We start from the raw sequence: 26,877 nt of genomic DNA, 5'->3' as shown, positions 1-26,877 counted from the left end.
TGGGCTAACTCAGCCTAGGTCTCTGTGTTTGTGGACGCGTATTATAGCACCGAACATCTTTCATGTCAAGGGTTTTTTGAGAAATATGCTAAATTTCTTGAAAAATTTTTTTTACTTACATTATATATGTAAAAATCACTAAAAATCAGCTTATTAACGTTCAAATTCCTGCTGTTGCCCTGCAGTACTTTATTGAAAGAATTCAAAAAACAAATCAGTATAATTTAAGGCTATATGATTGCTTTTATAATATAAATATATTGATCTTGAAATGAGTAAAAAATAGAAATAGTGAAATTATTTTTTAGAAAAAAAAGAAGATTTCATGCTTATGTATATACATGAGATGATTAAAATAGAAAAGCATGAAAGATTCTAAATAGATTTTTTGTTTTTTGTCGCATGATGTATAGAAAAATCTCATTTAGATTTTCAATGCATATACAAAACATTGAAACTTCTTTTTTATTTATAGGGATTTACGTAGAGAAGGATCCTACCTAATCGTAGGGAACTGAACGGAACAAAGCCGTTCAGTCAAATAGGTTGTGAAATAAGAAAAATTAGATCTTTTCTGCCACTGGAACATCGTAAAGGATGTCATCCATTGGGTGTCTATACATAGGCATAGCAAGTCTCTTCTCATCAAGAATATGACCGATGAATCCGATAGATCTACCTACGATGAAGAATGCATTGAGTGTACCAGAAGCGATAAACTCATTGATCTCTTCTTCAGAGTAACCAAGCGCTCTCCACATGTCAACCATAAGGATACCGATAGTACCGTCAACGTTAAGGATAAGGTTCTCTTTTTTAGATGTTGTCAATGCTTCAACTGTTCTTGCATAGTCAAGAAGCGGTGTTGCAGGGAAATTCGCTGCTGCATAGTCCATCAAACCTTTCACACGCAAGTCAGGGTTTTTAAGAGATTTGATTCTGTGACCGATTCCTGGAATTGGTACACCCTCACCTTTCATATAGTTCAAGAACTCTTTTGGAGACATGTTATTGTCATCTGCATGCTTGAAGTACTGCGCTGCACCATCGATCGCACCACCGAATCTTGGACCGATCGTAAGAAGACCCGTTACAAGTGCTTCAACAACAGACTTACCTGCTCTTGCAGTGACTTTAGCATTGTGTGCACCAGATACTGCCGGACCGTGATCCGCAACCGTTTTCATGACAGTCTCGATAAAGTCAGTCGCCCATTTCGGATACTGTTTTTTGAACCATAGTAGTGATACAACATCACCGATACCTTTACCAGTATCAGGAGTTGCTACGGAAGAGATCGGGAATCCAGCGTATGTCGCTTCATCACCTCTGTCATCAGAAATAGTACAGATGAACTGTTTGCTTCTTCTTACCTTTGGAACCACATTGATCTCTGGCTCAGGGATCGCTGGGATGTTAAGAGATTCAAATACTTCTTTGATCTTTGCAGGAAGGTCATTGAATATTGCAGGTACATGAATACCCGCTTCTGCCATCGCTTTGTTCTTCGCTTCAGCTGTTTCACGTTCAGCATTCGCAGATGCACCTGCATGACCGAACTGAACACCTGAATCATAGTACTTAGCGATCGTACCGATACACCATGCGATGATCGGTTTTGTGATCTTACCTGATTTAACCGCATCGATCACTTTGTACTCTTCTGTACCACCCACTTCACCAAGAAGGATCATGTATTTTACATTTGGATTCTCTTCCATTCTAAGAAGGTTATCGATAAATACTGAACCAACGAATCTGTCTCCACCGATCGCTACACCTTCTGCGATACCATCAGCATTGATAGCAATGATGTTGGAAAGCTCGTTGAAAAGACCACCTGATCTTGTGACAAGGCCACATGAACCTGCTCTGTGAAGTTTAGAATTCACGATGTTCTCGATCGTACCACCCACGTTAGCGATCTTGAATGCACCAGGAACGATACCACCAACTGTAGCAGGCCCGATAACCGTAACACCTGCATCACGTGCAGCTTGATTCATACCACGTGCAAGTCTCTCAGGAATACCCTCTGCTGTGATCATAATCGTTTTAAATCCACCAATGTGTAATGCTTCCATTGTTACATCATAAGCTGTTCTGAATGATGCAAAGTTCAAAAGCACGTCAGCTTGCGGCTGAGCTGCTTTTGCTTCTGCAGTACTTTTAAATGTAGGGATCATCACCTCGTCTGCACCATAGAAGAATTTCTCAAATTTTCCAGATGCTGTTGGAGCAACGATCGCTGCTACTGAAGGTTTTTCTCTTTTGATCGTGTAATCATAGTCTAACATTCTTTGGATCGCTGTTTTGTTATTGTTCCAAAAAATAGCCTGTGTATCTCTAGTAAATAATTGTGCCATCTTCTCTCCTTATGCCTCTACTGCCATTCTAACGATATCAGTTACGTGTGTCTCTGGTCCGTATACATCGATCCATAGACCAAGTCTATCTGCTGCTTCTTTAATATCTTTAAGACCTTTTTCGTAGTTTGGTCCGCCACGTCTAACATAGATCTTCACACCCACTTCTTTTAGTTTATCTGCATACTCTTCAAATGCCTGGATGATACCTGTAAATGTTTTCGCAACATCTGTAAAGTTAGCGATCGCACCACCGATGATAAGGATCTTATCTCTACCCTGCGCATCTTTTTCTCTTGTCATAAGATCAAAAAGTGTCTCTGCATAGAATTTAGTCTCACCTGTTGTCGGTCCACCTGAGTATTCACCATAGTTTGCAAGGTCATCGATACCTGCAAGGTCAGCGATCGTATCAGCGTAAACCACTGAAGCACCACCACCGGCAACCATTGTCCATATTCTAGCTTCTGGTTTTAAGAGTGTTAATTTAAGTGATGCACCTGTTTTAGCATCCGCTTCTTCAACTGCCAATACTTCCGGAGATTTCTCTTCCATACCGAATGCAGTCGGGTACTCAACGTCACCCCACTGATCTACCATCATGAATCCGGCAGTATCATCCAGTTTCGCAACCATATCAAGAAGCTCGATCTTGTTACCTTGCATGACGAACGGGTTGATTTCAAGGTATGCGAAGTTTAACTCTCTGTATGCTCTGAAGAAACCGATCGCAAATTCAGCAAAGGCTGCTTTATCTTTGTCTGCAACATCCGCAGGTACATTTGCTCTGATTCTCTCAGCGATCTCTTCTTCAGTATCAGTGATCTTGAAAGCAACTTCTGTTACTTTCTCTTCCCAACCCTCTTCAACTTCCATTCCACCTTCAGCAGACATATAAAGCATATCGTCATCACCTACACATGTAGCAGAGATATAATACTCTTCTTCTTGTGAGTGTGGAGTAAACGGCTCAACAATAAAGTGAGTCAACATATCAACCGATGGTTCCCCTGTAGGTGTGTCACCGTCAAATGAGAAATACACTGATTGCTCACTGCTTGATTTTTCATCGATCCAGCTGATCGCTTTTTCTAATGAAACATCACCTGGCTTAGCATCTTTGAAAAGTACTAAATTATTTTTACCTCTTTTACCAAAAAGCATATCCGGTTTTGCAACCAATGCCTTTTCGTTCAACCATGGGTTTGCTTTTGCAGCTTCTGCTAGTTCTGATCCGTTCTGAACCATTACTGTTTGATATGCATAAGTAAAATCTGGGAAATACTTATCCCAATGTTTTGCTAGAATTGACTTTGCGTCATACTCTCTAATCGCCTTTTGAGCCATCGAGTTCTCCTTTAATTTAGTTCGTAATAGTCTAGCATTAGATAAATTTAACTTTCGTAAAAGTAATATAAACTATAAGTATAAAAAAAATATTGTGTATTTTAGAAACAGTTCTTAGGGGTATTGCGTCGTTTTCTTCGAACAGGATGGTATGCCATAGTATCTTAACTGATAACGTTCTCTTCCATGTGCCCCATCGTAACATTCGATACCCTGAGATTTTAACTTCTCTGCCAACAGATACGGTCTGTATATACGATCTGCAAAATGGTGTTTAGAATCTTTCAAAATCAAATAGAGTGCCTTATGTCCTACTATGAGAATCACACTGAAGAGAAGGAATGACATCACCACGATAAAGCCTTGTTTATAGCGTTTCTGAAACTCCGGTAAACGTACGCCTATTGCATGATTAAAAACATCTAACATCAGTACAATGGCGATCATCACATAAGGAGCGAAATCAGTGATATAGACACGCTGTCTGATGGACAGAAGTAAAGAAAAAGCCAGTGCAGTAAAAGAGATGTACCAAATAAGTGTTTTTTCTCCTCTCAGCAAAATCCTGTACATGGCAAAGAAAAAATAGAGAAACAGTAAAGGTGAAAAAACCGTAGCATACAATCCGAATATCTCTACAAAGTGTCCTGAGGGTCTTCCACCTACCTCAATACCTTTTGCCAGGTAGATAAAGGCCAAGAGAAAGCTGAGCGAAAAAATAGCCAATTGTTTTTCTTTGTGCATCACTGCATAAAATAATACGGCCACAAAGAAAATAATAGAAGCTTCATGAATGAAAAAGAGTGCAAGCATGATCGGGGGGAGTAACAGATAATGGCCCCTTTCATAAAGTAATACAAAAAGTAACACAAGCGGCAATACAATGATAGCGACATTCGCCAAAGTGGTTGCGGTGAGGATACCGGGTAGCAGCATAAAGATCAATGTCGAAAGATAGACATCTTTACTTTTTTGAAAATAGTGTCGGCTCAGTGCATAAAAAAGCCCGATAGTGAGAAATCCAAAAAAAAGAAAAAAAGCCCTTAAGCCTAAAAATCCTGCATCAAGATTCTCTCCCCACCTCATCAAATGCCCTACAATGTCATCTGAAGTATAGAGTATCTTGGCCTCGTGCGGACTGATAGGTGTGGTGGTTGCAAGGTAAAAAACAGCGATAGCATAAAAAAAGAATGCTAAAAAGAAATGCTGTTTTTTCATTCTGGGATCTTAGAGTTTCAGAAAATTATCTAACATTTCATGCCCATATTCACTCATAATAGACTCAGGATGGAACTGTACACCATAAATAGGTCTGTCTTTGATCTGTAATGACATGATCTCACCATCATCTTTACTGTGTGACGTTGCGATGACCCTATCAGGCAGAGTCTCTTTTTTAACGGTTAAAGAGTGATAACGTGTGGCCCTGAATTCATGCGGCAGATCTTTAAAAATAGGGGTATCCTCATCTACAACGATTTGGGACGTTTTACCATGCATCATATTTTTTGCTCTGATCACATCTCCGCCAAATGCCTGTGCAATACTTTGATGACCTAAACAGATACCAAAAATAGGCGTGGTATCTGCAAATTCTCTGATCACATCCAGTGTAACACCTGCATCATCAGGGGTGGAAGGTCCTGGTGAAAGGATGATCTTATCGGGATGTAATGCTTTGATCTCGTCTATCGTCATCTCATCATTACGTATGACCTTCAGGTCTGCCCCAAGCTCTCTACAATACTGTACGACATTGTAAGTAAAGCTGTCATAGTTATCTATCATTAATACCATTTATTTTTTCCTATTTAAATCGACAGACCAAAAAAACTCGATCCATCTGTCTGCTTCTTGTACAGACCAGTCTGGAGCTATTTTAGCACTTTTCTTATAAAAAAGTGAAGCTGTTTTAAAGTTCACATCCGGATACGCTTGATGCAGGACCTTCAACACTTCTATCAATGTGTCACCACTGTCTACGATATCATCCACGATAAGTACATTCTTAGCGCCTGATAATTCCGGGAGATTCAACACTTTCACTTGGTCTAATTTGACGGTATCTTCATACCCGATCGTATTGATACTGTAGACTTCTCGGATATCATAATATTCGCCAAGCAGGTGCCCCAAAGAGAGTCCTCCTCTGGCGATCGGGATGATCGTGTCAAACTTCCAGTCGATCTTTTCAGCCAAAGATCTTGTATCAGCCACAAAATCCTCATAAGGGTAATAGCGCTTCTCCATACTAATAGGCTTTCAGTTCATGATAAAGACTGTCACGCTCTATGGGTTGGAAACCGGAGTTTTTGATCAACGCTACAAAATCATTCAGATCCATCCCATGACTGCTCTGTGCACCTGCTGCAGATTGAATGGACTCTTTTTCTATCGTACCATCCAGATCATCACAACCGAACTCCTGGGCGATCAGTGCAAGATTGACCGATGCTGTGACCCAGTATGCTTTGATATGAGGAATATTATCCAGCATAATACGGCTGATGGCATAGGTTTTGAGTATCTCCTGCCCTGTCGGGAAATCTGTCACTTTGAGGAAGTTGTTGTCTCGTTGGTAGACTAAAGGGATAAAGGCATTAAATCCGCCTGTCTTGTCTTGCAGGTCACGTAGTCTTATCATGTGGTCTATACGGTGTGCACGTGTCTCCACATGTCCAAAAAGCATAGTCGCATTGCTTTCTCTTCCTCTCTCATGCCATTTTTGGTGTATCTCTATCCACTGGTCTGAAGTCACTTTGCCTTTACACAGGTACTCACGCACCTCTTCATCAAAGATCTCAGCCCCGCCGCCAGGCATAGAGTCTACACCGTTTTCGATCATCATATCCAACACTTCATCGTAGCTGTATCCATACTCTCTTGTCAGAAAATCCACCTCTGCTGCTGTCATGGCCTTCACATGCAACTCCGGGAATGCCTCTTTGATCTTTCTGAATGCACCCATATACCACTCTACACCGTCATTGGGATTATGTGCAGAGACGATATGCATCTCTTTTGCCCCGTTTTGAACAGAATTTTTTACAATATCCAGGATCTGTTCATGTGTCATAGTATATTGGTTGGGATTTTTTCTGCTTGCAGAGTACGCACAGAATTTACAGATATCTGCACAGACATTGGTAGGGTTGATATGCCGGTTTATATTAAAGTAGCTTTTGTTGCCGTATTTCTCTCTACGAATTTCATCCGCGAGTTCACCAAGCGTATAGAGATCCAAGTCATAGAGTGCTTCACCCTCTTCTTGGGTGAGTCTCTCTTTGTTGCGTACTTTTTGTATCAAATCCATTCTGAGAACATCCATAATTATTTTTGGGTATTATACCAATATAACATTATGGGAGAGAATAATTGAATACCCTGGAAACCCAAATAGAAGAATTACTTTATAACAAAGCAGCGGATTTCGAGATCGCCAAAGTGCTTAAAAAGGATATAAAAATCTATTTTGATACGCTGGAAGAGACTTTTGCAACTTCCGGGGGTAAAGATTTTCTTGTGAAACATACGAAAAAAATAGACAGTATCTTAAAGATGATCTACAAGGTCGCTACCAGGGATATGTTCGGGGATTATCTTCCTATGAAAAACTCCATTCCCCTGGGCCTTGTCGCACTGGGAAGTTACGGAAGAGAACAACTCTGTGTACATTCCGATATAGACCTCATGCTGGTCTATAAGGATATTCCTGCGTACAACGTCAAAGAGATCATTCAAAAAATACTCTATATTCTTTGGGATACAGGTCTGAAACTGGGGCACAGGGTACACACGATTGATGAACTCTATGAAGTATCTAAAACCGATATCACGATCAAAACAGCATTGATCGAATCCCGTATGATCGAAGGTTCCATTTTCATTTGGACAGAGACACAAAATGCGATCACTCAAATTCGCCATGACAATATCAAAACATTCATACAGCTTAAACTGGAAGAACGAGAGCTGCAACACCGTAGATTCCCCCTGACTATGGAGCCAAACCTTAAAGATGGGTCAGGCGGTTTTCGTGATGCCAACCTTGTTTTCTGGATAGGGAAGATACTCTATAATGTGGATAATATCAAAAATCTTCCTGAGAGTGTGGTAGAGGAAAAAGAGTATCGTAACTTCCGGGTCGCCTTGGAATTTCTCTTCCGTGTACGTTCTGCTTTGCACTTGGTCTCACACAAAAAAGAAGACCAGTTACGCCTTGAGCTTATCCCGGAAATAGCTGGTTTACTTGGGTATAAGAAGGGGTTAAAAGGTCAAATGAAATGTGCTAGAAAAGTGACTGAAAGTTTAAAGATCATCAGACTTTACAGTATGATCTGGCTCAATATTTTAACCCAGGACTACGTGACTGACAATCCTGAAAAAAACTATCTGTATCCGAAAAAAGGGAAGCAGAACTTTAAAGCACTGCTTCAACAGCTCTCTGCACATGCAAAAAAACCTTTTTATGCCCACCCAACTTTCATACAAAAGTTAATCAGTTCAGAAAAGCCTGAACGTCCTGATGAAGCACTCTATCAAACCATCAAGAGTATCTTCCATCAGCCATACAGTCACTCCATACTCAAGGTGCTCTCTTATGCAAGACTCCTGGGATATACCATTCCGCCTATTAAAAAAGCCATTGATCTTCCCCAATTTGACGGATACCATCAATTTGCGGTTGACATACACTCGATACGATGTATGTACCACTTGGAACATATAGAGGATCCCTTTATCAAAAAACTTTTTGAAGCGCTCAGTACGGAAGAACAGGTTATGCTCAAAATTGTCACCTTCTTACATGATGCAGGGAAAGGACGGGAGCGCGACCATCATGCTGTAGGGGCATCTCTCTTTAAAGTGTTTGCAGAGAAACTGCATTTGGATCCTGTACATATTGCTATGGGTGAGACACTCATTTTATATCATACCTTGATGAGCAAAGTAGCCCAACGTGAAGATATTTACAATGAAAAAACAGTGGTACACTTTGCCTCACACTTTCAAACCAAGAAACTTTTGGACCTCATCTATATCCTGACCTATGCAGATATGAATGGTGTGGGGAAAGATATCTATAATTCATTTAATGCAAGACTGATCAGAATACTTTACGAGCAATCACTCGAGATCTTGGATAATAAGACCATGCTGGATGAAGCAGCCAAACGACTTAAAAAAGAACAGACACTCAAACGGAATGCAGCATTCAAAACATTTACTCCAATACAGCAGAAAAAAGTATTGCAGATCCCTTCGGATCTACTCTTTTTACGTTACACTCCTCAAAAAATCGTTTCTATTACCCAAAAAGCTTTTCAGACCGAAGACTATACGTTTAAAATAAGCAATATAAACTACTTGACGATTGAAGTGACACGCAGGAAACCATTTAATATCTCTTATCTTTTGGGGAAACTTTCGGCACTGGGGGTGGTCCATATGGATATCTGTAAACTGTTTGACGATCTGAAATATTTTAAAATAGATTTTGCTACCAAAGTGAACGCTGAAGAGATGCCGCGCCTTAAAGAGATCCTTCATGACTCATTTGACGAGACCAAAAAGAGTACACTGACTGTACCTGATATAGAAAAAAACGAGCTTCAGATCGATTGTGAACACTCTAAAACCTATGCGGTGATGTACCTACACTGTAAAGACCAAAAAGGGTTGCTTGCATATATTATCAATCTCTTTGATGAGATGGGTATTGACATCGCTACTGCCAAAATTCATACGCTTAAAAGCCGTGTAAGAGACATGTTCCTCATCGAAAAGAATGGAAAGTTTTGTCATAATGTCGATACAATAATAGATAAACTTACAGGGAAACAATAAGATGTGTGGAATCGTTGGATATATAGGACCAAAAGAAAAAAAAGAGATCTTGCTTGAAGGCTTACAGGAACTTGAATACAGGGGATACGACTCTGCAGGTATCGCTGTCATTGAAGGGGATAAACTTTCTGAGTATAAAGCCATAGGTAAATTGGACAATCTACGCGAAAAGACCAAAAAGTATGAAAGCGAAGGTTTTGGTATCTCTATAGGTCATACCAGATGGGCAACCCACGGTAAACCAACAGAACTCAATGCACACCCACATTTAGGTGCATACTCTTATGTGGTACATAATGGGATCATCGAAAATTATCAAGAGCTTAAAAATGAGCTGCAGAGTGAAGGCGTAAAATTTCGCAGTCAAACCGATACAGAGACGATCGTACATCTTTTTGAAAAATATTATAATACAAGCAATGAAGCTTTTTCTGCCTTTGAAAAAACGATCAAAAGACTGGAAGGTGCCTATGCAACACTGCTTATCACCAAGGCAGCCCCTGATACTATTTTCTTTGCCAAGAACGGTTCTCCTATGCTGATAGGATTTGATGATGAGGAGATCTATTTTGCTTCTTCTGACACTCCCGTGATAGGTAAGGCAAAAGAGGTGTATTATCTTGAAGATGGTGAGTATGGGTATGTCCAGAATGGAAAGGTACATCTTTTTGACAAAGATGGAAGTACGAGTTTCACCACACAGGCACTGAGCGCTGATAAGATACTTGCCCAAAAAGACGGATACCGTTTCTTCATGGAAAAAGAGATCTATGAACAGAGTCGTGTGATGAGTGAAACGATGATGGGCCGTGTGCTTGATGAGAGCATTGCTTTTGATGAGCTCGATGAAACCTTCTTCGAAGGGATCTCGGCGATTAAGATCTGCGCCTGCGGAACCAGCTACCACTCTGCCCTGGCTTCAGCCTATCTTTTTGAACGTATCGCCAAAGTAAGGTGTGATGTAGAGATCGCTTCTGAATTTAGATATAAAGAACCTCTACTGACAAAAGATACACTCTTCATTACCATCTCTCAAAGCGGTGAGACTGCAGATACACTCGAAGCCCTCAAAATGGCAAAGCGGGCAGGTCTGAAAAGCCTAAGTGTCTGTAATGTAGATAACTCATCCATCGTTCGTGAAAGTGACACTGCCATCTTAACAAGAGCCGGTATAGAAAAAGGAGTTGCAAGTACCAAAGCATTTGCAACACAGACCATGGTACTGTGGATACTGGCGCTTTACGTGGGACAGCAAAAAAGCACGGTTTCAAAAGAGATACTCAAAAGTGAGATCACGGCTATGCTGCAGACCCCGAAAGCATTGATCGTCACGGATACCCTGCATGCCAAACTCACTAGACTCTCTAAGCGTTATTTGCACGGGCACGGCTTCTTCTTCATCGGGAGAGATATCTTCTTCCCTCTTGCACTCGAAGGTGCATTGAAACTCAAAGAGATAAGCTATATGCATGCAGAAGGGTATCCTGCAGGCGAGATGAAACATGGGCCTATCGCACTGGCTGACAGTGAACTTTTTACCGTTGCACTCATGCCAAAGACCATGCACTATGAGAAGATCAAATCCAATGTAGAGGAGCTCAGTGCCAGAGATGCGACGATCTGTGCCATCTCTCCAGAACCTTTTGACCTTGCGGATGACTTCATACAAACAACCTATGATTCCCATCCGATGTTAGAGTTTTTTGAAATGATGGTCGTCACACAACTGCTTGCACTTGAAATTTCTGTAAGACTCGGAAATGATGTAGATATGCCAAGAAACCTGGCTAAATCAGTGACGGTAGAATAACAATTCAAGGAGAAATCTATGCTCATCGATCAGAATCAAGTACCTCAAGTAGATATGGACTTTATGAACGAAGTCCACAAAGAAGATGTGGATATCATTAACAACATTTTTGAACATATTTTAGCGTATGACGGAAGTGAAAAAAGTGCTGCAGCTATAGATGACCTCTTTACGCAATGGATAGATCATACAGTAAATCATTTTCAAAATGAAGAGATCAAAATGCAAGAGATGCATTTCCCTCCTTACCTTGCACATAAAGGGGAACATGACAGGGCACTACAGGAGATGCGCGATCTATTTTCCCACTGGCAGCAGCATAGAGATATCAAGGTACTCAAGATCTATTTTATAGAGACATTACCTGCCTGGCTTCAAAACCATATCTCAACGATGGATACCGTGACTGCCCGGTTTTTTGCTACAGGTCAGTCGCCATGCGGAGGAGGAAGCTGCTAAAGTGATCTTTGACGCTCTAACTTTTCAAACCATTGTATGCATAGGGCTTTATAAATGATCTTAAACGCCTTGAGCTTTTGATCATTGATCTCATTTTCTTCAGAGAAATAACGTCGTAAGAAATAGGCTTCATTTTCCTGATCCAGGTTAAATTCAACACATACCGATGCCAGATCAAAATACCTGTCATTGACCGCGGCATCTTCCCAGTCTATCAATTGGATGGTTTTTGAAAAGAGTACATTACGAGGATTGAGGTCATTGTGACACAAGACCCATTCAGAGGGAAAATTCTTTAGGGTTTCAAATGCATCCTCTACAGCTTTTGATCTTGTCTCTAGCAATGGTTCTAACTGTAGAGGGTCCCTTTCTACTGCCAAAGTATGGACTTTTTTCAAGACTTCTGCAAACTGATGCAGATCATATTTTCCTAAACTCTCTTTATGTATACCCTCTACGTATGCTGAGACTGCCAATGCATTCTCTTCATCCAAAAGTAAAGGCTCTGATGCGATACCTTTTTCAAATGCCAATTTTTGTATTTCAAATTCAAGTTTTCTGTCCACATCTGTTCGAATGAACTTGCGTAAAATATATTTTTTTTCTTCGCTGTAAATCACATAGTTTTCATTACAGTAGCCCTGCACTTCCATCCGTTCAAATGAATCTATCGTTCTGTTTTCAAAAAGTGCGTATTGTTTGAGTTGATCTATCATTGTTCCACAAGCTTTTGATTCTCTACTTTATACACTCTGTCGGCAATACGTTCACAATCCTCTATCTCATGCGTGACCATAAGCGTGTGTAAATTATTTTCAATAGTGATCTTTTTGACCAGATCAAGCATCGCACTTCTTGTATCCTTATCCAATCCTGTAAAAGGTTCATCCAGAAGTAATACAGGTTCACGTCGTAACAATACCCGTGCCAATGCAACACGCTGCTGTTGTCCACCTGAGAGTGATGACACTAAAGTCTGTTCATACTTTTCAAGCCCTACTTCTTTGAGTATCGTTTTTACCTTTGACAACGCTTCAGGAGTGCTTTTCAGTGTTTTACTTATGCCTAAAAGTATATTCTTTTGTACCGACAGGTGCTCGAACAGATTATCATTTTGAAATAAAATGCTGATAGGTCTTTTCTCAACAGTTTTATCTATCAACTCATTGTCATCCAGCTTGATACTACCGCTTTTTGCAGGCAGAAATCCTGCCAAAAGGTCAAGAAACGTGGATTTTCCGCTTCCGCTTTGTCCCAGTATCGCTACGATCTCCTTAGACTTCACAGTCATAGAATATTCATAGGTATCATCAGCATTTTTATGCTGGTACTTTACATCAGTTATCTTTAGCAATGCTGCTCCTAAATAGTCTTGGCAATAAAATAAATACACATAAAGTGATAGCCAAGAGTATCAAAGCAACTCCGGCAGCATCACTGGTTCGGTAAGATCCCATAAGCTGATACAAATACCAGGGCAAGGTTAAAAAATCATCGGATCCAAACAATGCAATGATACCTAAATCCCCTAATGAAAAACAAAAAGACAGGGCAAGCACATAGCCGATAGATGACTTCAAGTACGGGTATTCACAATAGACCCACCTTTGCCATGGACTCAAGTTCAACGAAAAGACAAGTTTGTCATACCTCTGTCCTGTCTTTTGCATCACAGGCGCTAAAATGGCCAAGGCAAAAGGCAATGACATGAGCACATTTGCCGTGAGAAGTGCTATCGTCGACCATACTGCCATAGGCGCTTCATACGTTTGGGACAAAAGGAAAAATCCGAGTCCCATGATCAATGACGGAACAGCAAGATAGAGGTTCCCTGAAAAGGAAATGATCGTATTCAGTATTTTTGAGAAAATGTTATTCGGCAAACGATGTTTCAGGGTGAAATTTCTCTTTGTATCACTTAAAAAGAGTGCAAAGAGGACGGTCAATATACTTGAAACTGTTGCAAGCCCCATACTGGTAAAAAAAGATTTGATAAAAAGAGGTGCTGTAAGTATCCTTGTAAATTTTGCACCTATCCCATCAACGATGATAGCAAGTAGAGGTAAGATAAAAAACAGGGAAAACAGACCGATCATGGTTACCTGAAATCGTTTGACATGTTTTGACTCAGACCAGGGTATAGAAAGTGTGCTTGTTCTTACATTGCCAACGCTAGTTCTGAAGTTCGCAGAAAAGAGTACCAGCAACGTAGTCACTGCAAGTTGTATCAATGCGAGTTTCAAGGCCATTCCAATATCAAATTCAAGTTTCACTGCCTCATAGATAGCCACTTCCAAAGTATTATAGGCTGGCGAACCACCAAGAACAAGAACGATGGCAAATGAGGTAAAGCACAAAAGAAATATGGTCGATGCGATGCTTAAGAGTGTTGTTCTTAAAGCCGGCCACTCCACATATATAAAGCGTTGAAACGTTGTAAAGTTCAAACTTTTTGCAAGTTTGTACTTCTCTTTGGGGATAGACTCAAAAACGTGCAGTAAAGATCGTGAAGCAAAAGAAGCATTCAGATAGACATGAGCGACCAGGATTCCGGTTAATCCATAAAGGTAAGAACCAAAAGAGTGATCAAAAAGATAAAGGTTCAATTGGTTGACCCATCCATTACGTCCAAGTACAGATATCAGTCCAAAGACAACGATAAGCGTCGGTAAGACCAAAGAGGAGGAGAAGAGTGCCACCAGTAAAGAACGCCCTTTAAAGTTTGACTGGTGTGCCAGACTCCAGGCCAAAACCAAACCTACCAACACCGATAAAAGTGTCGATAAAAAGGCTTGGTAGAGTGTAAATTTTAAAAGTGAAAAGACTCTACTGTCAAGTTGTGCTACAGATGCATCCTCTTGTGAGAAAAAAAGTATAAAGAACAATACAAAAGCGAACCCCAGCAATAAGAGAGAGACGAACCCTCCCGGAAGCAGCGAATATTGCAATCTTTTTACCTCTTGTAACATCTTTATCTTTCCAATGAGTGAAGCCATTCGTTGATGATTTCTTTTCTATGTAATTCCACTGTTTTACCATCAAGTAAGATCATTTTGGATGGCTGCGTCAGTGTTTCAAATACTTCAGGTAACCCCTGTTTTGTTTTTACAACAGGGTAGGCCCAGTTTGCTGTAGGAATGATCTCTGCAAATGTTTCACTATGCAAGAAATGTAAAAAATTTTTTGCCAGTTCTTTATGTTTGGAAGATTTGAGCATAGCAGCCACTTCTATCTGTCCATAATGCCCTTCATCGAAGCGTGCACTTTTAAAGTTTGTTCTGTTCTCTTCTATGATGTGATAGGCAGGTGAAGTCGTATAAGACAGGACCATATCTGCCTCACCTTTTAAAAACAGGCCATAAGACTCAGACCAGCCTTTCGTGATGGTCAATATATGGGGAGAAAGTTTTTTCCAATACGCACCTGCTTTCTCTTTATAGACCTCCTTGACCCATAAAAGCAAACTAAGCCCGGGTGTGGATGAACGGGGATCCTGGATGACGATCTTGAAATCTTCTGGCATGGCTGCAAGTGCTTCAAATGATGTTGGAGGGTTTTTCACCTTATTTTCATCATAGACAAAAGCAACATAACTGTAATCATACGGTACAAAATACTCATCAGTATATGGGACAGGCAAGTCTAAATTCGAAGTATTCAGATCATGTTTGGCAAAGAGCCCGGTTTTTTTTGCAGCTTGTGCGATGTTGGTATCTAACCCGAGTAAAATATCTGCCTTGGTATTTTTACCTTCAAGCTGAATTTTTCTTAATGCGCCTATGGAGCTGGACAGCCCCATAAACTTTACATTGCATTCATATTCTTGTTCGAAAGCTTTTTTTATCTTGGGTCCGGGACCCCAGGAAACAGCAAAAGCATCATAGGTATAGATAGTTAAAGTGGGTAGTGTATCGCTTCCAAATGAAGCGATACTAAGAAGTAGTATTAAAAATAAAGTTTGGATGAATTTAGACATCGTGAATTATAGCATAGATTAGAAATCATATGCTACTGTAAAACCGACTGTTCTTGGGGCACCAAATTGGGTAAAACGCTCTAAGGCATAATCATCACGAGGGTCTTGTTCCCATAGGAAACCTCTTACATAATAATCCTCATCTGTTATATTTCTCACCCATACTGTTGCTGTCCAATTGTCATGTGTATACTCTAAGCTACTGTTAAAGAGTGTGTATGCTGTTGATTTCTCATTATGTGTATTTGAGAAATAATAACTTCCTTTACCTTCTGCATTGGCTTTGAATGTCCAATTCTCAACAAATCTATAGTCAACCCCTATATTATACTGATATTCTGGTGCATGTGCTGGTGCTCTACCTTCTAGGGATGAAGGAACTAAGTTACCTTGCTCATCATACTCTGCATACTCATCAAACTTTGATTTCAACAAACCAAGACTCCCGTAAAAATGTACGTTATCATTAGGATAATAATCAAGTTCAGCTTCCAATCCATAATAGTGACCTTCTGCCGCATTCGTTAAATAATCTGTAAAGTCCTGAAAGTCCGATGTATATACTTTAACTTGTTGGTCTTTTCTTTTTCCGTAAAAGAAATTAAGTCTGCTAATCAACGCATTATCAAAGTAATTTGCATTTAATCCTGCATCAATATTCCACAGGGTTTCAGTTTGATAATCTTTATACTCAGGGGAAGGTACATCACCTGCATTCACACCACCAGGCTTATATCCTTTAGAAAGACTCACGTAATACAAATGACTACTGTCTTGCTGATATTGTAACCCTATTTTTCCACCAAATAAGTTTTCATCCGTATTAATAATAACATCGTCTGAATCAGAATAACTTACTTCCCATTTTTCAGCTCTAAGACCTGTTGTTAACGTTAATTTTGGTGTTAAGATACTATCTAGTTGACCATAAATCGCTCTATTTTTAGTTTTATATTCATTGGTAAATAGAACATACGTATCACCTTCTCGACGATTTCTAGTTAAATCTTCTGTAAAGTTTTTAGCATAAACTCCCATAGTCCAATCAGTTGAACCACTAAAAATACGGCCCTCATCATCTGAAATTAACCTGACATCTAAATCTGTTTGTTCACGATCTCTAAGGTACTGGTCGAACCAACTATATCCTCCATACGACGTATCATCAAACTGTCCAACATATGACCAATCTTCATCATAACTATACTCAAGGTCTGAATTACTATAGCTTACCTTAGAGACTAAATGCATCTTCGGATTCACTTGATAGGTCGATTTTAGAGAAAAAGCATCTGTTTTTTGTGTATCTTTTCCTTGTTCGTCTGAATTTGTTGTTCTTGTGTTATCAAGACTAAAGGCATCATAACCATTGTCCACATCAAGATGCATATAATTCAAATCTATTGTATGATTATCAGAAGCAAACCAACGTAACTTTGCTTTAGCTGTTAATTCATCTATGTTATTTGTATCATCTTGACTTATTGGATTACCTTCACTATCTATATGCCAATTTTTCATAAAGCCATCACTGGTGTTTTTATACACAGAGATTCTACCAAGTAGAGTATCTTCAATTAATGTACCACCTACTGCAGCTCCAAATGCTTTAGTGTTGTAATTTCCTACAGTGGCTTCTATATGACCTTCAGTCTCTTTTGTTGGTTCGTTGCTTTGAATATTGATAACTCCCGCCATACCGGTTGCTCCAAATGTTGTTCCCTGTGGTCCACGTAAAACTTCTATTTGGTTTACATCAAAAAGTGTTACAGCCAAAGCACTTTGACTAAATTCTATCCCATCAATATTGAGACCTACAGACGGATTAACAGGAGTTGCAAACTGACTTCTTTCTCCTATACCACGAATCTGAATATAATGCGCTCTTGATGCACCACTTGCAAAATTCACATTTGGTGTTTTACCTATTACTTCTTCAAAAGCTGAAGATGATTTATCATATATTTCCTCTTCTCCTATAACAGAAACACTATTAGCAGTTTCTGATAGCTTCGCTTCCCTAAAATCAGCACTTACCACAATCGGATCAAGTGTTACCTCTTCTGCAAATGCAGGTGTGTTCAATAATGCATAGGCTGCGATCATCGAACCGGTTAAAATGTTTGTTTTCATTGTATTCCCCTTAAAATATGTATATGAAAAAAAGGGAGAAAAAGTAGATAAAAAGTGATACATGATGTATCGAAGTAGTTTATATACGATTCTCTTCCCTACGCTGGTATTACCCAGTTCAAGTTCAACGGGTCAAGCATTTGAGCTATCTCAGCTTAGATCTTAAAAGATCTAGCACCCCGAGAGATTGATGACTACTTATACTGAAAATAAGCTATCATAATGCTTAAACCAGCGTTGAGAAGCCGTATATTAATTAAACTGATGCCAAAAAGGTGTACCGACAGTAGGAGTAGAAGGTGAAGCAAACTCACGCTCTTTCATCACACCTGCTTCATACCCCAAACGTCCTGCCTCAACAGCCAGTCTAAAAGCATCCGCCATCTTTACCGGGTCCTGTGCCAAGGCTATGGCCGAATTCAACAATACTCCATCATATCCTAGCTCCATCGCTTGTGCTGCATGGGAAGGTTTTCCTATCCCAGCATCAACAACCAGCTGTAGGTCAGGGAACTGCTTACGAATAGCGGTAAGGTTGTCCGGATTCATCAGTCCTTTACCTGAACCTATCATCGATCCCCATGGCATAATGATCTTACAACCCACATCTGCCAGACGTTTTGCAACGACCAGATCATCTGTCGTATAAGGAAACACTTCGAATCCTTCTTTGATGAGTACTTCAGCCGCTTTTACCGTTTCAAACGGGTCCGGCTGCAGATTGTACTGGTCGCCTATGACTTCGAGTTTTACCCAGTTCGTACCAAAAACCTCTCTAGCCATCTGTGCCGTAGTGATCGCCTCTTTGGCAGAGTGTGAACCTGCTGTATTTGGCAGAACCTCTATGCCTAAGGATTTGATAATATCCCAAAACGGATTACCCCTTCCCTCACCGGCTGCTTGTCGTCTCAAAGAGACTGTAACGATCTGGGCACCGGAAATCCTAATCGCATCTTCCATATTTGCCGGACTCGGATAGAGTGCAGAGCCTATGAGCAGCCTGCTGCTTAAGGTTTTTCCGCCTATCTGCCATGTGTTGTTACTTTCTAACTTTTTGGTCATTTTATCCACCTTGTACGGGAGCCAAAATATCTATGGTATCTCCCTCTTTTATAATTGTCTCATCATATTTGGCAATGGGAACAAATGTCGTATTGACAGCGACAGCAAAACCTTTGACTTTATATTCAAGTGCTTCTATCATCTGACTGACATTTAAATTTGTTTCAAGCTCTTTTACTTCACCGTTCACTGATACATTTATCATCTGTATACCCCTCCATTTAATGCTTCTTCTACGACAGCAGGTGCCAATAGATAACCATGTCGATACAACCCGTTGATACACGTCATCTTTGCACCATGCTCGATCTTTGGTAAATTGTCTCTGAGTGCCGGACGACAATTTGTCAGCATATTGACGATACGTGCTTCTGCAAATCCGGAATGCATACTGTAGACTGCTGAAAGCAGCTCCAGACTTGAACGTACAGACATTGGACTTTTATCTTCGCTCTCTATCTCGGTCGCACCGATAACGTATCTGTTATTAGGCCGTGGAACGATATAGATCTTATAGCGTGGGTGCAGCATACGTGTAGGTCTGGTGATCTTTACTTCAGGTGCATCAAGCCAGAATACCTCACCTCGTACACCGCGCAAACCATCCATATCCTCTTGCGCACCCAGACCTCTTGCATCAAAAACCCAATCAAATGGTTGACGCTCATCACCCACCGTGATCGTACCATCAGAGACATGGGTTACTTTAGACTCCTGATGCCATGTCACATCCGGATGTGCAAGCAGATAATCACTTGACGCTTTCATAAAACGCTGTGCATCCACCTGCCCCTCATGTGGTATAAAGAACGCTTTGGCATGTTGATCCAGATCTGGTTCAAGCTGTGTCAATGCCTGTCTGTCCAGAAGCTTGATCTCTGATGCTTCCTCTACCTTTGACTTTAGTGTATCGATAAAATGATCCAGCTCATTATAATCTTGAGGATGTGCCGTAATAATGCTCCCCTCCTGCTGATACGCATCTGCAATCCCGATCTGTTCTAACAGAGCAGGCCACAGTGAAATAGAACGATTTCCATGGTCAAAAATGACAGACTCTGCACTTTCCAGTTCTGCAAAGACAGCCAGCATACCGGCAGCAGTGATGCCTGCCGCCTTGTCACCATAGGCTGTATCTTCATCAAAAAGTGTGATTGTATGGCCACGTTGTAGTAGATTAAGTGCCAGCACTCTACCTACTAAACCAGCACCTGCAATACCTATCTTCATGTTTTTACTTTTCTTCTATCTTGGATGCTTCAACATAGACTTCTGAACCCATCTCTTTGAACTTCATGGACATTTCATTCATTCCCTGTTGTTTTGCACTCTCTACATCTGTTCCCAGTGAATCTGCATATTCACGTACATCTGCAGAAATTTTCATAGAACAGAACTTTGGTCCACACATTGAACAGAAGTGAGCCACTTTCGCTGCTTCCATAGGAAGGGTCGCATCATGGTAATCACGTGCACGTTCAGGATCAAGACCGATATTGAACTGGTCTACCCATCTGAACTCAAATCTTGCTTTACTCATCGCATCATCTCTGGCGCGTGCACCAGGATGTCCTTTAGCCACATCTGCAGCATGTGCAGCGATCTTATAGGTAATAAGCCCCTCTTTCACATCTTCTCTGTTAGGAAGTCCCAAGTGCTCTTTAGGTGTCACATAACAAAGCATCGCACATCCGTACCAGCCTATCATTGCTGCACCGATCCCTGATGTAAAGTGGTCATACCCCGGTGCGATATCCGTCGTTAACGGCCCGAGTGTATAGAACGGCGCTTCATGACACCACTCAAGCTGCTTATCCATATTCTCTTTGATCATATGCATTGGCACGTGGCCAGGACCTTCGATGATCGTTTGAACGTCATGCTTCCAAGCAATTTGTGTTAAACGTCCCAGCTCCTTAAGTTCAGCGAATTGTGCTTCATCGTTTGCATCTGCTCCGGAACCTGGACGTAATCCATCACCAAGAGAGAAAGTTACATCATACGCTTTCATAATTTCACAGATATCTTCAAAGTGTGTGTTCAAGAAATTCTCTTCGTGGTGATGTATCATCCATTTTGCCATGATCGCTCCACCACGAGAAACGATACCCGTTACACGCTTCGTTGTCATTGGTACATGGTGCAGTAAAAGCCCGGCATGAATGGTAAAGTAGTCTACCCCTTGCTCTGCTTGTTCGATGAGTGTATCTCTAAACACTTCCCATGTAAGATCTTCAGCAATACCGTTTACTTTCTCCAGTGCTTGATAGATAGGCACTGTCCCGATAGGTACCGGAGAGTTACGTAGGATCCAGTCACGGGTCGTGTGGATGTTTTTACCAGTTGAGAGATCCATCACTGTATCTCCACCCCAACGTGTTGACCATACCATCTTTTCTACTTCTTCTGCGATAGAAGATGTCGTTGCTGAGTTACCGATGTTTGCATTGACTTTTACAAGGAAGTTACGGCCGATGATCATAGGCTCCACTTCCGGGTGGTTGATATTACAAGGAATCACCGCACGACCGGCTGCTACTTCTTGACGTACAAACTCAGGTGTGATCACCTCTGGGAGGTTTGCACCAAAATTTTCACCTTTAAGTCTTGCTTCTCTCTCTTCATCTTGAAGATACATTTCATTCATCGCTCTGTCTTGATTTTCACGAATGGCGATGAACTCCATCTCCGGTGTAATGATCCCCTGTCTTGCATACCAGAGCTGAGAGACATTTTTGCCTTTTTTGGCACGAAGCGGTGTACGTACAAGCCCTTTTGCGCCTGCTGTTACGAACTCAAGCTGTTCATCCGTGTTGTAGCCATTGTCTTCAGGCGCCATAATGCGTCCTTCATACTCTTCTACATCACCACGCCCTACGATCCATTCTTTACGGATGGCAGGAATACCTTCTCCTACATCGATCGCAACACTCGGGTCTGTATAGGGACCGGATGTGTCATAGACTCTGAGTTTTGATTCGTCACCTAGCGTGATCTCACGCACCGGTACTCTAATATCTTTATGTATTTCACCCTTGAGATACACTTTTTGAGACGCAGGAAATGGGTCTCTTGTTAAAAGTTCGTTCGATGTCGTTAATGTGTCTTTATATGCTTTTGTCATAATATTCCCTTAAAATGTTATATTTAGGGAAGAGGTGTAGAAATTAATGAAGTTATAAATAAAAAAGCCCTCGTGGCATGATATTTATAGTTAATAATTAGATACAAGTCTCTTCCTTACGCTGGTATTGTCCAGTTCAAGTTCGACGGGTCAAGCAATTGCTATCTCAGCTATGCATCAGATATGTTGCCATAAATGATCAAAGCTCCCCGAGAGGTTGAAGCCGTACTATAATATAAAAATGATAAAAATAAGCTTAACTGAATCTGTAAAATAGTGGAAAGATATTTAGAGAAGAATTGAAAATAGTTGTTTGGAAACAGCCTTTGGCGGTCAGAAAAGATCTGACCGCCCGCCGGATCAGTATTTACTTAGAAAGTATACGTTACACCTACGTTGATAGCATCAGCAGTCACATCTTCCCTAACAGAAACATTATCAAATCCTGTATCATCATACAGTTTTGTATAGTCAGCGAAAACACCGATATTTTCAGTCACTGCATAGTTTGCACCTAGACCCCATTGGAAACCACTTTCTGAAAATGAAGGACCCTTGTCAAATGTAGTTTCTCCGTATCCAAGCAATGCATATACTTTAGCATCACCGAATGGGTACATTGGCTTCACATAGATAGCAGCATTTTCAAGACAGTCTGTAAAACCGGCATATCTAGCTTCTACACCGATATATGGGTTGAAGTTATACCCTGCCAATAAAAGTGCTGCATCACCATCGTGCTCACCAAAGTTCCCTGAAGCATCCAAATTCATATAAGAATACCCTGCACCTACATAGAAAGATCCTGTTGATTCAGAAACTTCCGGTACTGTAATTTCTGGTTCTACCGGAGCGATATCTCCACCTGCGAATACGAATGTATTCATTGCCAATACAGCAATGATTGATAGTGTAACTTTTTTCATTTTTTTTCCTTGTTTTTTGAATTATTAAAAAATCTGCGGATTATACTCCTATCTATATAGGAAAGTCAATGGAAAAATGAAAGTTTTTTGATGATTTTTTTGGTGTCAAAATGGGGGGGGTAACCCTTACTGAAAAACAGACAAATATTGTCTATTCTTCAGTCTTCATATCTACAAGTTCGGCTAAAAGTTCTTCGATCTCTTCTTCTTCAAGCTCATTACGTCCAAGTTCTTCAATGATAGCGAAACATTCTGTACGCATCTCTCTCATCTCTTCCAGGTCTTCTTTTTGCTCTTTTGAAGCAGATTTAGCTTTGTCTATGGCCGCAAAAAGTTCGTCAATAGCGACTTCCAGATCAGGAATGATCTCAAGTTCTAATAGGTTTTTTAGTTTTTCTGCTGATGTCATTGTCTGTTCCCTGTGTTTCTTTTTACGTATTGTAGCGAAATAAATGTGCAATCGCTCAAAAAAATGATCTCACCGATCATTTTTTCTGTGCGCTTTTGGATGCCATCATAACGATAACAACAGTGAGAAGTGCACCCATAAAGACAATGCTGTACCCTGTCGGAAGATCATAGAAATAAGAGATCACAATGGCACCGATACTAAAGAACCATCCAAAAATAAAACTGCTAAGCAATGGCCTTTTCGCATTGAGAGAAAGAGAGACAAAGGGTGGAGCGATCAGAAGTACAAACACTACGAACACACCTGCAAGAGAAACGGAAGACGTGACCGTTATCGCAAGAAGCGAAAAGAAAAAGAGTTCCCTGAAAAACCCGTTTAATTTCGGATAGACAAAGTAAAGTGCCATGGCGATAAAAGCATAGATAATCGTACTTTGCAACACATCATTAAGGGGCGTGAAAAGTATATCGCTTGCAAGAAGTGATTTAAAATGCTCCATACCTTCAGAGGAATGTGAAAGCACCATCATGATCCCACTGGCACCCAAAATATAAAGGATCCCTATAAAGGCTTCCAGATGAAGTTTCCTCGTCGAAGCGAAAGCGATCAAAAAAGCACACAACAACGCAAAACTCAGGGTCAGAGGGTAAAAATACTCCTCATGAAAATACCCCAGGCTGATCGATGAGCCTAGCGCAGCAAACTGGGCAATGGCAAGATCAGTAAAGATGATCCCCCGTTTTAAAATTTCCATACCAAAGTAGGCATGAAGCATCACAAGCACCACGACCAGAGCAATCGGAATGAGTAAAATATCTATCATTTGATCGCACTCGTAAGATAATCAAAAAGGGCACTCAGGTTATCGATATCTTCAAGTGCCTCTATGTCATGCGGCATAAGGATGATCTTGATACCCGTTTTTTGGCTGATAAAATCAGCGGTTTTGGTTGAGTGATAGACATCATGCAAAATACAGCACGGCTGCTCTTTTTTGATCAGTTCAATGATCTCGATCGTATGTTTTGAAGAGGGCGGGATACCCGGAAGAGGTTCGATCGTTCCTATATTCACAAGACCATACTCTTTATTAAAATAAGCAAGATTGTCATGAAATTGAATGACCTTCAAGCCTTTTTTATCTTTCATTTTCTTCTGCCAAACAACCATTTTCTGCTGCCAGACCTTGGAAAAATCATGATAGTTTTTTTGATACGTATCTCTGTTTGATGTATCTATGCTGCTAAGAAACTCTTCTATGACCTTTGCCAGGCTCAGGATATTTTTCGGACTGATATGAAAATGCGGATTCCCGTCAGGATGGATATCGCCATGTTTTCTGTCGACACTTTTTGGCTTGTTGATAAGCTTGATGTGGTGCGAAAGATTTAAAAATGTTTTCGTATTGGGCATGGTTTTGGGATTGCCGGCACGATTGATGATCGGCGGGAGCCATCCGATCTCAAGCTGTCCGCCGTTCATGATCATCGCGTCTGCATTTCTCATTTTACTGATAAGCGAAGGTCGCGGAATGATAAAGTGGGGGTCCCACTTTCCTTTTGCCAAAACCGTTACCTTGACATTTTCACCACCGATCGTTTTTGTCAATGCACCAATATAAGGATAACTCACCGCAATATTGAGCTGCGCGAACAATGTCAACGGTAGAAGTGTCAGTAAAGCAAGTAACTTTTTCATCTTAGAAAGCATGTGCCGCGTGCGCACCGATAGCAATATTTGCCTGTAACATGATCGTATCAATATTTTGTCTTAAACCAGCTTCGTCATACATGGCTTCATTACGATTATACTGCAGTCTAAAACGTGCAAATTCACTCGTGTGGTATTCGACCATGGCTGAGTATTTGTTGAAATCATCGACTTCATTCATATCGACACCATCCTTTGTAATATCATTTTGATATATTGTATCATACCGCACACCCATTCTCCAATTCTTGTCATGGGTATAGATCAGTTGAGAATAGAGACCGCTCTGTTCTTTGTTGATATCTGCAGAGGCAGTTGGAGTATATTGTACCCCATCAAGCTCTCTGCTTAGCCACTCCGTTTGCCATTTAAGAGATCGGTAAGAGTCAAACGCATGCAACACTACCAGATCAGCACCGTAAAGCTTCCCATCACCTTTAAACACATGAGGTTCATCTTCATCTTCACTATGGTCTATGAGTGAATCGCCCTGTGCATAAGAAAGTCCACCGAAGATCGTCGTATCCCCAACATCAAAAGAGGATTTCACATACCCTACATAAAGAGATGGCGCATCTGTACCCTCAATGTGCTCTTCCCCTACACTTGTCCACGTATCTTCTAGTTCGATTGAACCATTTCCAAACATTTGTTCATTTTCACCTTGAAGTACCTCAACTCCTGCCATCAGATAAAATGGCGTTGGTGCTGTCCATTGGATCTGGGCACCCAATTCGTTGATTCCATGTGTACCTAAAAATGATTCATAGACAAGTGGCATATCCCCGAAATCCCAATAGTGATGGTGTTGTGCATTGATATATCCGAAATTTGAGAGAAGTTTACCGCCTCTTAATCTCAGTCCATTTCCCAATGCGGTCGAAGTAAAATAAGCTTCCTCTACTTCTACACCACTTTCGCTGAAGTGAAACGTGGCATCCATACTGAAAAATGGATCCACACTGCTTGAAAGAATCAGCTCCGCATAGTTAAAATTAAATCCCTGATTTGCATTATATGTAGCCTCGTTGCTGCCACCGTGTGCATGTTCTGCATAGAGACCATGTGCGATACCAGGAAGTCCGAGATGAGACAGCTCATCATCGTTTATACTACGATTTACATAAGAGAAATCCCCAATGAGCGAGATATCCGGAATATATTTTGAACTGTCAAAAGTTCTTTTGTCTTCGTCTAAAAGTTGTGCGATATCACCGTATGCAAATCCTGCACACAGCATACTTGTTAATACTATTTTTTTCATAGTCTATTATCCTTAATGATTAATATTTTTGTTGTTGAAAATGGTTTTTGTTGAATTATTTTTGGATTATGAAAAATATACCGGAGGTGCAGTAGCATTAAAGCCCAGTGCTAGGAGTCTATTGGGATATTGAGAATGTTTGACAATATCGATCTGCTTCAACAGGGGTTCATCTGTATAGTCAAACCTTACATTAACAACAACTTGTTCTATTTCTCTTCTTATTTTTACGGCAAGATTCTCATTCACCACAATCACAGGAGTATTGTGTTGATAAAGCTTCATCTTCTGGGATGTATCACAGACGTTACATTCTGAGATCTCCTTCTGCTTATGATGCTGAAAGTGAATGGTTGTACTTTGAAATGCCCATACAAAAAGAGCAATCAAGAGTACATTAATAGACTGTTTTAGTTTCATCCAGATCGTCTCCTTTCCTAT

The 26,877-nt window shown here is 40.6% G+C and carries 24 protein-coding genes and 2 riboswitches; of the genes, 3 read left to right on the top strand and 21 right to left on the bottom strand.

From position 1 onward, the window contains the following. Positions 1-563 precede the first annotated feature (563 nt). The 6 genes from LDM98_RS10430 to mqnE form a co-directional block, all read right to left on the bottom strand. Entirely contained in the window at positions 564-2,366 is a 1,803-nt protein-coding gene (locus LDM98_RS10430; protein ID WP_223899347.1) for a citrate/2-methylcitrate synthase, read from the bottom strand. A 9-nt stretch (positions 2,367-2,375) separates the two neighbouring features. Next, the gene (locus LDM98_RS10425; protein WP_223899346.1) at positions 2,376-3,713 is read right to left on the bottom strand and encodes an ATP citrate lyase citrate-binding domain-containing protein; all 1,338 of its coding nucleotides are present in this window, start codon (positions 3,711-3,713) and stop codon (positions 2,376-2,378) included. A 114-nt stretch (positions 3,714-3,827) separates the two neighbouring features. Continuing rightward, positions 3,828-4,931 (bottom strand): hypothetical protein, encoded by a 1,104-nt coding sequence (locus LDM98_RS10420; RefSeq protein ID WP_223899345.1) that lies wholly within the window; start codon positions 4,929-4,931, stop codon positions 3,828-3,830. 9 nt (positions 4,932-4,940) lie between these two features. Next, positions 4,941-5,510, bottom strand: a complete 570-nt coding sequence (locus LDM98_RS10415) for an aminodeoxychorismate/anthranilate synthase component II (RefSeq protein ID WP_223899344.1) — start codon at positions 5,508-5,510, stop codon at positions 4,941-4,943. Next, on the bottom strand, positions 5,511-5,963 hold the full coding sequence (locus LDM98_RS10410; RefSeq protein WP_223899343.1) for a phosphoribosyltransferase: 453 nt from the start codon (positions 5,961-5,963) through the stop codon (positions 5,511-5,513). A 1-nt stretch (position 5,964) separates the two neighbouring features. Then, positions 5,965-7,026 carry an aminofutalosine synthase MqnE gene (mqnE, locus tag LDM98_RS10405; protein WP_223899342.1) on the bottom strand — a complete coding sequence of 354 codons (1,062 nt, stop codon included), beginning with the start codon at positions 7,024-7,026 and terminating at the stop codon, positions 5,965-5,967. 62 nt (positions 7,027-7,088) lie between these two features. On the opposite strand from mqnE, the gene LDM98_RS10400 reads away from it, so the two are divergent. From LDM98_RS10400 to LDM98_RS10390, 3 genes are read left to right on the top strand one after another with little or no spacing between them, the layout of a single operon-like run. Further along, positions 7,089-9,560: a nucleotidyltransferase gene (locus LDM98_RS10400; protein ID WP_223899341.1), complete on the top strand. Its 2,472-nt coding sequence runs from the start codon at positions 7,089-7,091 to the stop codon at positions 9,558-9,560. Between the two features lies 1 nt (position 9,561). Beyond that, positions 9,562-11,370, top strand: a complete 1,809-nt coding sequence (gene glmS, locus LDM98_RS10395) for a glutamine--fructose-6-phosphate transaminase (isomerizing) (protein WP_223899340.1) — start codon at positions 9,562-9,564, stop codon at positions 11,368-11,370. 18 nt (positions 11,371-11,388) lie between these two features. After that, on the top strand, positions 11,389-11,829 hold the full coding sequence (locus tag LDM98_RS10390; protein ID WP_223899339.1) for a hemerythrin family protein: 441 nt from the start codon (positions 11,389-11,391) through the stop codon (positions 11,827-11,829). Here the strand turns inward: LDM98_RS10390 and LDM98_RS10385 are convergent. From LDM98_RS10385 to LDM98_RS10315, 15 genes are all read right to left on the bottom strand, one after another. Continuing rightward, positions 11,826-12,545, bottom strand: coding sequence for a choline/ethanolamine kinase family protein (locus LDM98_RS10385; protein WP_223899338.1), 720 nt, complete (start codon positions 12,543-12,545; stop codon positions 11,826-11,828). The two genes, LDM98_RS10390 and LDM98_RS10385, sit on opposite strands and share 4 nt — an antisense overlap. Next, positions 12,542-13,183 carry an ATP-binding cassette domain-containing protein gene (locus LDM98_RS10380; protein ID WP_223899337.1) on the bottom strand — a complete coding sequence of 214 codons (642 nt, stop codon included), beginning with the start codon at positions 13,181-13,183 and terminating at the stop codon, positions 12,542-12,544. Before LDM98_RS10380 ends, LDM98_RS10385 begins: the two co-directional genes overlap by 4 nt. Then, positions 13,167-14,825 carry an ABC transporter permease subunit gene (locus tag LDM98_RS10375; protein ID WP_223899336.1) on the bottom strand — a complete coding sequence of 553 codons (1,659 nt, stop codon included), beginning with the start codon at positions 14,823-14,825 and terminating at the stop codon, positions 13,167-13,169. Before LDM98_RS10375 ends, LDM98_RS10380 begins: the two co-directional genes overlap by 17 nt. After that, positions 14,801-15,805, bottom strand: a complete 1,005-nt coding sequence (gene thiB / locus LDM98_RS10370; RefSeq protein WP_223899335.1) for a thiamine ABC transporter substrate binding subunit — start codon at positions 15,803-15,805, stop codon at positions 14,801-14,803. The genes LDM98_RS10375 and thiB overlap by 25 nt, the downstream gene beginning before the upstream one ends. An 18-nt stretch (positions 15,806-15,823) precedes the next feature. After that, positions 15,824-17,938, bottom strand: coding sequence for a TonB-dependent receptor (locus LDM98_RS10365; protein ID WP_223899334.1), 2,115 nt, complete (start codon positions 17,936-17,938; stop codon positions 15,824-15,826). A gap of 78 nt (positions 17,939-18,016) precedes the next feature. Beyond that, positions 18,017-18,130, bottom strand: a riboswitch (TPP riboswitch). 60 nt (positions 18,131-18,190) lie between these two features. After that, entirely contained in the window at positions 18,191-19,000 is an 810-nt protein-coding gene (locus LDM98_RS10360; RefSeq protein ID WP_223899333.1) for a thiazole synthase, read from the bottom strand. Between the two features lies 1 nt (position 19,001). Continuing rightward, a complete protein-coding gene (gene thiS, locus LDM98_RS10355; RefSeq protein WP_223899332.1) occupies positions 19,002-19,205 on the bottom strand; it encodes a sulfur carrier protein ThiS in 204 nt (67 codons plus the stop codon). Then, the gene (locus tag LDM98_RS10350; RefSeq protein WP_223899331.1) at positions 19,202-20,230 is read right to left on the bottom strand and encodes an FAD-dependent oxidoreductase; all 1,029 of its coding nucleotides are present in this window, start codon (positions 20,228-20,230) and stop codon (positions 19,202-19,204) included. The genes thiS and LDM98_RS10350 overlap by 4 nt, the downstream gene beginning before the upstream one ends. A gap of 4 nt (positions 20,231-20,234) precedes the next feature. Next, the gene (gene thiC / locus LDM98_RS10345; protein WP_223899330.1) at positions 20,235-22,124 is read right to left on the bottom strand and encodes a phosphomethylpyrimidine synthase ThiC; all 1,890 of its coding nucleotides are present in this window, start codon (positions 22,122-22,124) and stop codon (positions 20,235-20,237) included. Between the two features lie 96 nt (positions 22,125-22,220). Further along, a riboswitch (TPP riboswitch) is annotated at positions 22,221-22,346 on the bottom strand. Between the two features lie 149 nt (positions 22,347-22,495). Beyond that, positions 22,496-23,050 carry a porin family protein gene (locus LDM98_RS10340; RefSeq protein ID WP_223899329.1) on the bottom strand — a complete coding sequence of 185 codons (555 nt, stop codon included), beginning with the start codon at positions 23,048-23,050 and terminating at the stop codon, positions 22,496-22,498. A gap of 151 nt (positions 23,051-23,201) precedes the next feature. Then, positions 23,202-23,459 carry a hypothetical protein gene (locus tag LDM98_RS10335; RefSeq protein WP_223899328.1) on the bottom strand — a complete coding sequence of 86 codons (258 nt, stop codon included), beginning with the start codon at positions 23,457-23,459 and terminating at the stop codon, positions 23,202-23,204. Between the two features lie 76 nt (positions 23,460-23,535). Then, complete coding sequence (locus LDM98_RS10330) at positions 23,536-24,285, bottom strand: metal ABC transporter permease (protein ID WP_223899327.1); 750 nt, start codon at positions 24,283-24,285, stop codon at positions 23,536-23,538. Beyond that, on the bottom strand, positions 24,282-25,160 hold the full coding sequence (locus tag LDM98_RS10325) for a metal ABC transporter solute-binding protein, Zn/Mn family (protein WP_223899326.1): 879 nt from the start codon (positions 25,158-25,160) through the stop codon (positions 24,282-24,284). Before LDM98_RS10325 ends, LDM98_RS10330 begins: the two co-directional genes overlap by 4 nt. Before the next feature lies 1 nt (position 25,161). Next, on the bottom strand, positions 25,162-26,436 hold the full coding sequence (locus tag LDM98_RS10320) for an OprO/OprP family phosphate-selective porin (protein WP_223899325.1): 1,275 nt from the start codon (positions 26,434-26,436) through the stop codon (positions 25,162-25,164). Positions 26,437-26,502: 66 nt separating this feature from the next. Then, positions 26,503-26,856: a hypothetical protein gene (locus tag LDM98_RS10315; protein WP_223899324.1), complete on the bottom strand. Its 354-nt coding sequence runs from the start codon at positions 26,854-26,856 to the stop codon at positions 26,503-26,505. Between the last annotated feature and the right edge of the window lie 21 nt (positions 26,857-26,877).

It is taken from the genome of Sulfurovum sp. TSL1, assembly GCF_019972135.1.
Lineage (GTDB): Bacteria > Campylobacterota > Campylobacteria > Campylobacterales > Sulfurovaceae > Sulfurovum.
Note: the sequence above shows the minus strand (reverse complement) of the source record. Positions and strands in the feature narration are given on the sequence as shown.

What these genes read in the sequence shown, in the direction of transcription:
- LDM98_RS10430 (WP_223899347.1), bottom strand. Translation starts at nt 2,366, where the DNA reads ATGGCACAATTATTTACTAGAGATACACAGGCTATTTTTTGGAACAAT.
- LDM98_RS10425 (WP_223899346.1), bottom strand. Translation starts at nt 3,713, where the DNA reads ATGGCTCAAAAGGCGATTAGAGAGTATGACGCAAAGTCAATTCTAGCA.
- LDM98_RS10420 (WP_223899345.1), bottom strand. Translation starts at nt 4,931, where the DNA reads ATGAAAAAACAGCATTTCTTTTTAGCATTCTTTTTTTATGCTATCGCT.
- LDM98_RS10415 (WP_223899344.1), bottom strand. Translation starts at nt 5,510, where the DNA reads ATGGTATTAATGATAGATAACTATGACAGCTTTACTTACAATGTCGTA.
- LDM98_RS10410 (WP_223899343.1), bottom strand. Translation starts at nt 5,963, where the DNA reads ATGGAGAAGCGCTATTACCCTTATGAGGATTTTGTGGCTGATACAAGA.
- mqnE (WP_223899342.1), bottom strand. Translation starts at nt 7,026, where the DNA reads ATGGATTTGATACAAAAAGTACGCAACAAAGAGAGACTCACCCAAGAA.
- glmS (WP_223899340.1), top strand. Translation starts at nt 9,562, where the DNA reads ATGTGTGGAATCGTTGGATATATAGGACCAAAAGAAAAAAAAGAGATC.
- LDM98_RS10390 (WP_223899339.1), top strand. Translation starts at nt 11,389, where the DNA reads ATGCTCATCGATCAGAATCAAGTACCTCAAGTAGATATGGACTTTATG.
- LDM98_RS10385 (WP_223899338.1), bottom strand. Translation starts at nt 12,545, where the DNA reads ATGATAGATCAACTCAAACAATACGCACTTTTTGAAAACAGAACGATA.
- LDM98_RS10375 (WP_223899336.1), bottom strand. Translation starts at nt 14,825, where the DNA reads ATGGCTTCACTCATTGGAAAGATAAAGATGTTACAAGAGGTAAAAAGA.
- thiB (WP_223899335.1), bottom strand. Translation starts at nt 15,805, where the DNA reads ATGTCTAAATTCATCCAAACTTTATTTTTAATACTACTTCTTAGTATC.
- LDM98_RS10365 (WP_223899334.1), bottom strand. Translation starts at nt 17,938, where the DNA reads ATGAAAACAAACATTTTAACCGGTTCGATGATCGCAGCCTATGCATTA.
- LDM98_RS10360 (WP_223899333.1), bottom strand. Translation starts at nt 19,000, where the DNA reads ATGACCAAAAAGTTAGAAAGTAACAACACATGGCAGATAGGCGGAAAA.
- thiS (WP_223899332.1), bottom strand. Translation starts at nt 19,205, where the DNA reads ATGATAAATGTATCAGTGAACGGTGAAGTAAAAGAGCTTGAAACAAAT.
- LDM98_RS10350 (WP_223899331.1), bottom strand. Translation starts at nt 20,230, where the DNA reads ATGAAGATAGGTATTGCAGGTGCTGGTTTAGTAGGTAGAGTGCTGGCA.
- thiC (WP_223899330.1), bottom strand. Translation starts at nt 22,124, where the DNA reads ATGACAAAAGCATATAAAGACACATTAACGACATCGAACGAACTTTTA.
- LDM98_RS10340 (WP_223899329.1), bottom strand. Translation starts at nt 23,050, where the DNA reads ATGAAAAAAGTTACACTATCAATCATTGCTGTATTGGCAATGAATACA.
- LDM98_RS10335 (WP_223899328.1), bottom strand. Translation starts at nt 23,459, where the DNA reads ATGACATCAGCAGAAAAACTAAAAAACCTATTAGAACTTGAGATCATT.
- LDM98_RS10330 (WP_223899327.1), bottom strand. Translation starts at nt 24,285, where the DNA reads ATGATAGATATTTTACTCATTCCGATTGCTCTGGTCGTGGTGCTTGTG.
- LDM98_RS10325 (WP_223899326.1), bottom strand. Translation starts at nt 25,160, where the DNA reads ATGAAAAAGTTACTTGCTTTACTGACACTTCTACCGTTGACATTGTTC.
- LDM98_RS10320 (WP_223899325.1), bottom strand. Translation starts at nt 26,436, where the DNA reads ATGAAAAAAATAGTATTAACAAGTATGCTGTGTGCAGGATTTGCATAC.
- LDM98_RS10315 (WP_223899324.1), bottom strand. Translation starts at nt 26,856, where the DNA reads ATGAAACTAAAACAGTCTATTAATGTACTCTTGATTGCTCTTTTTGTA.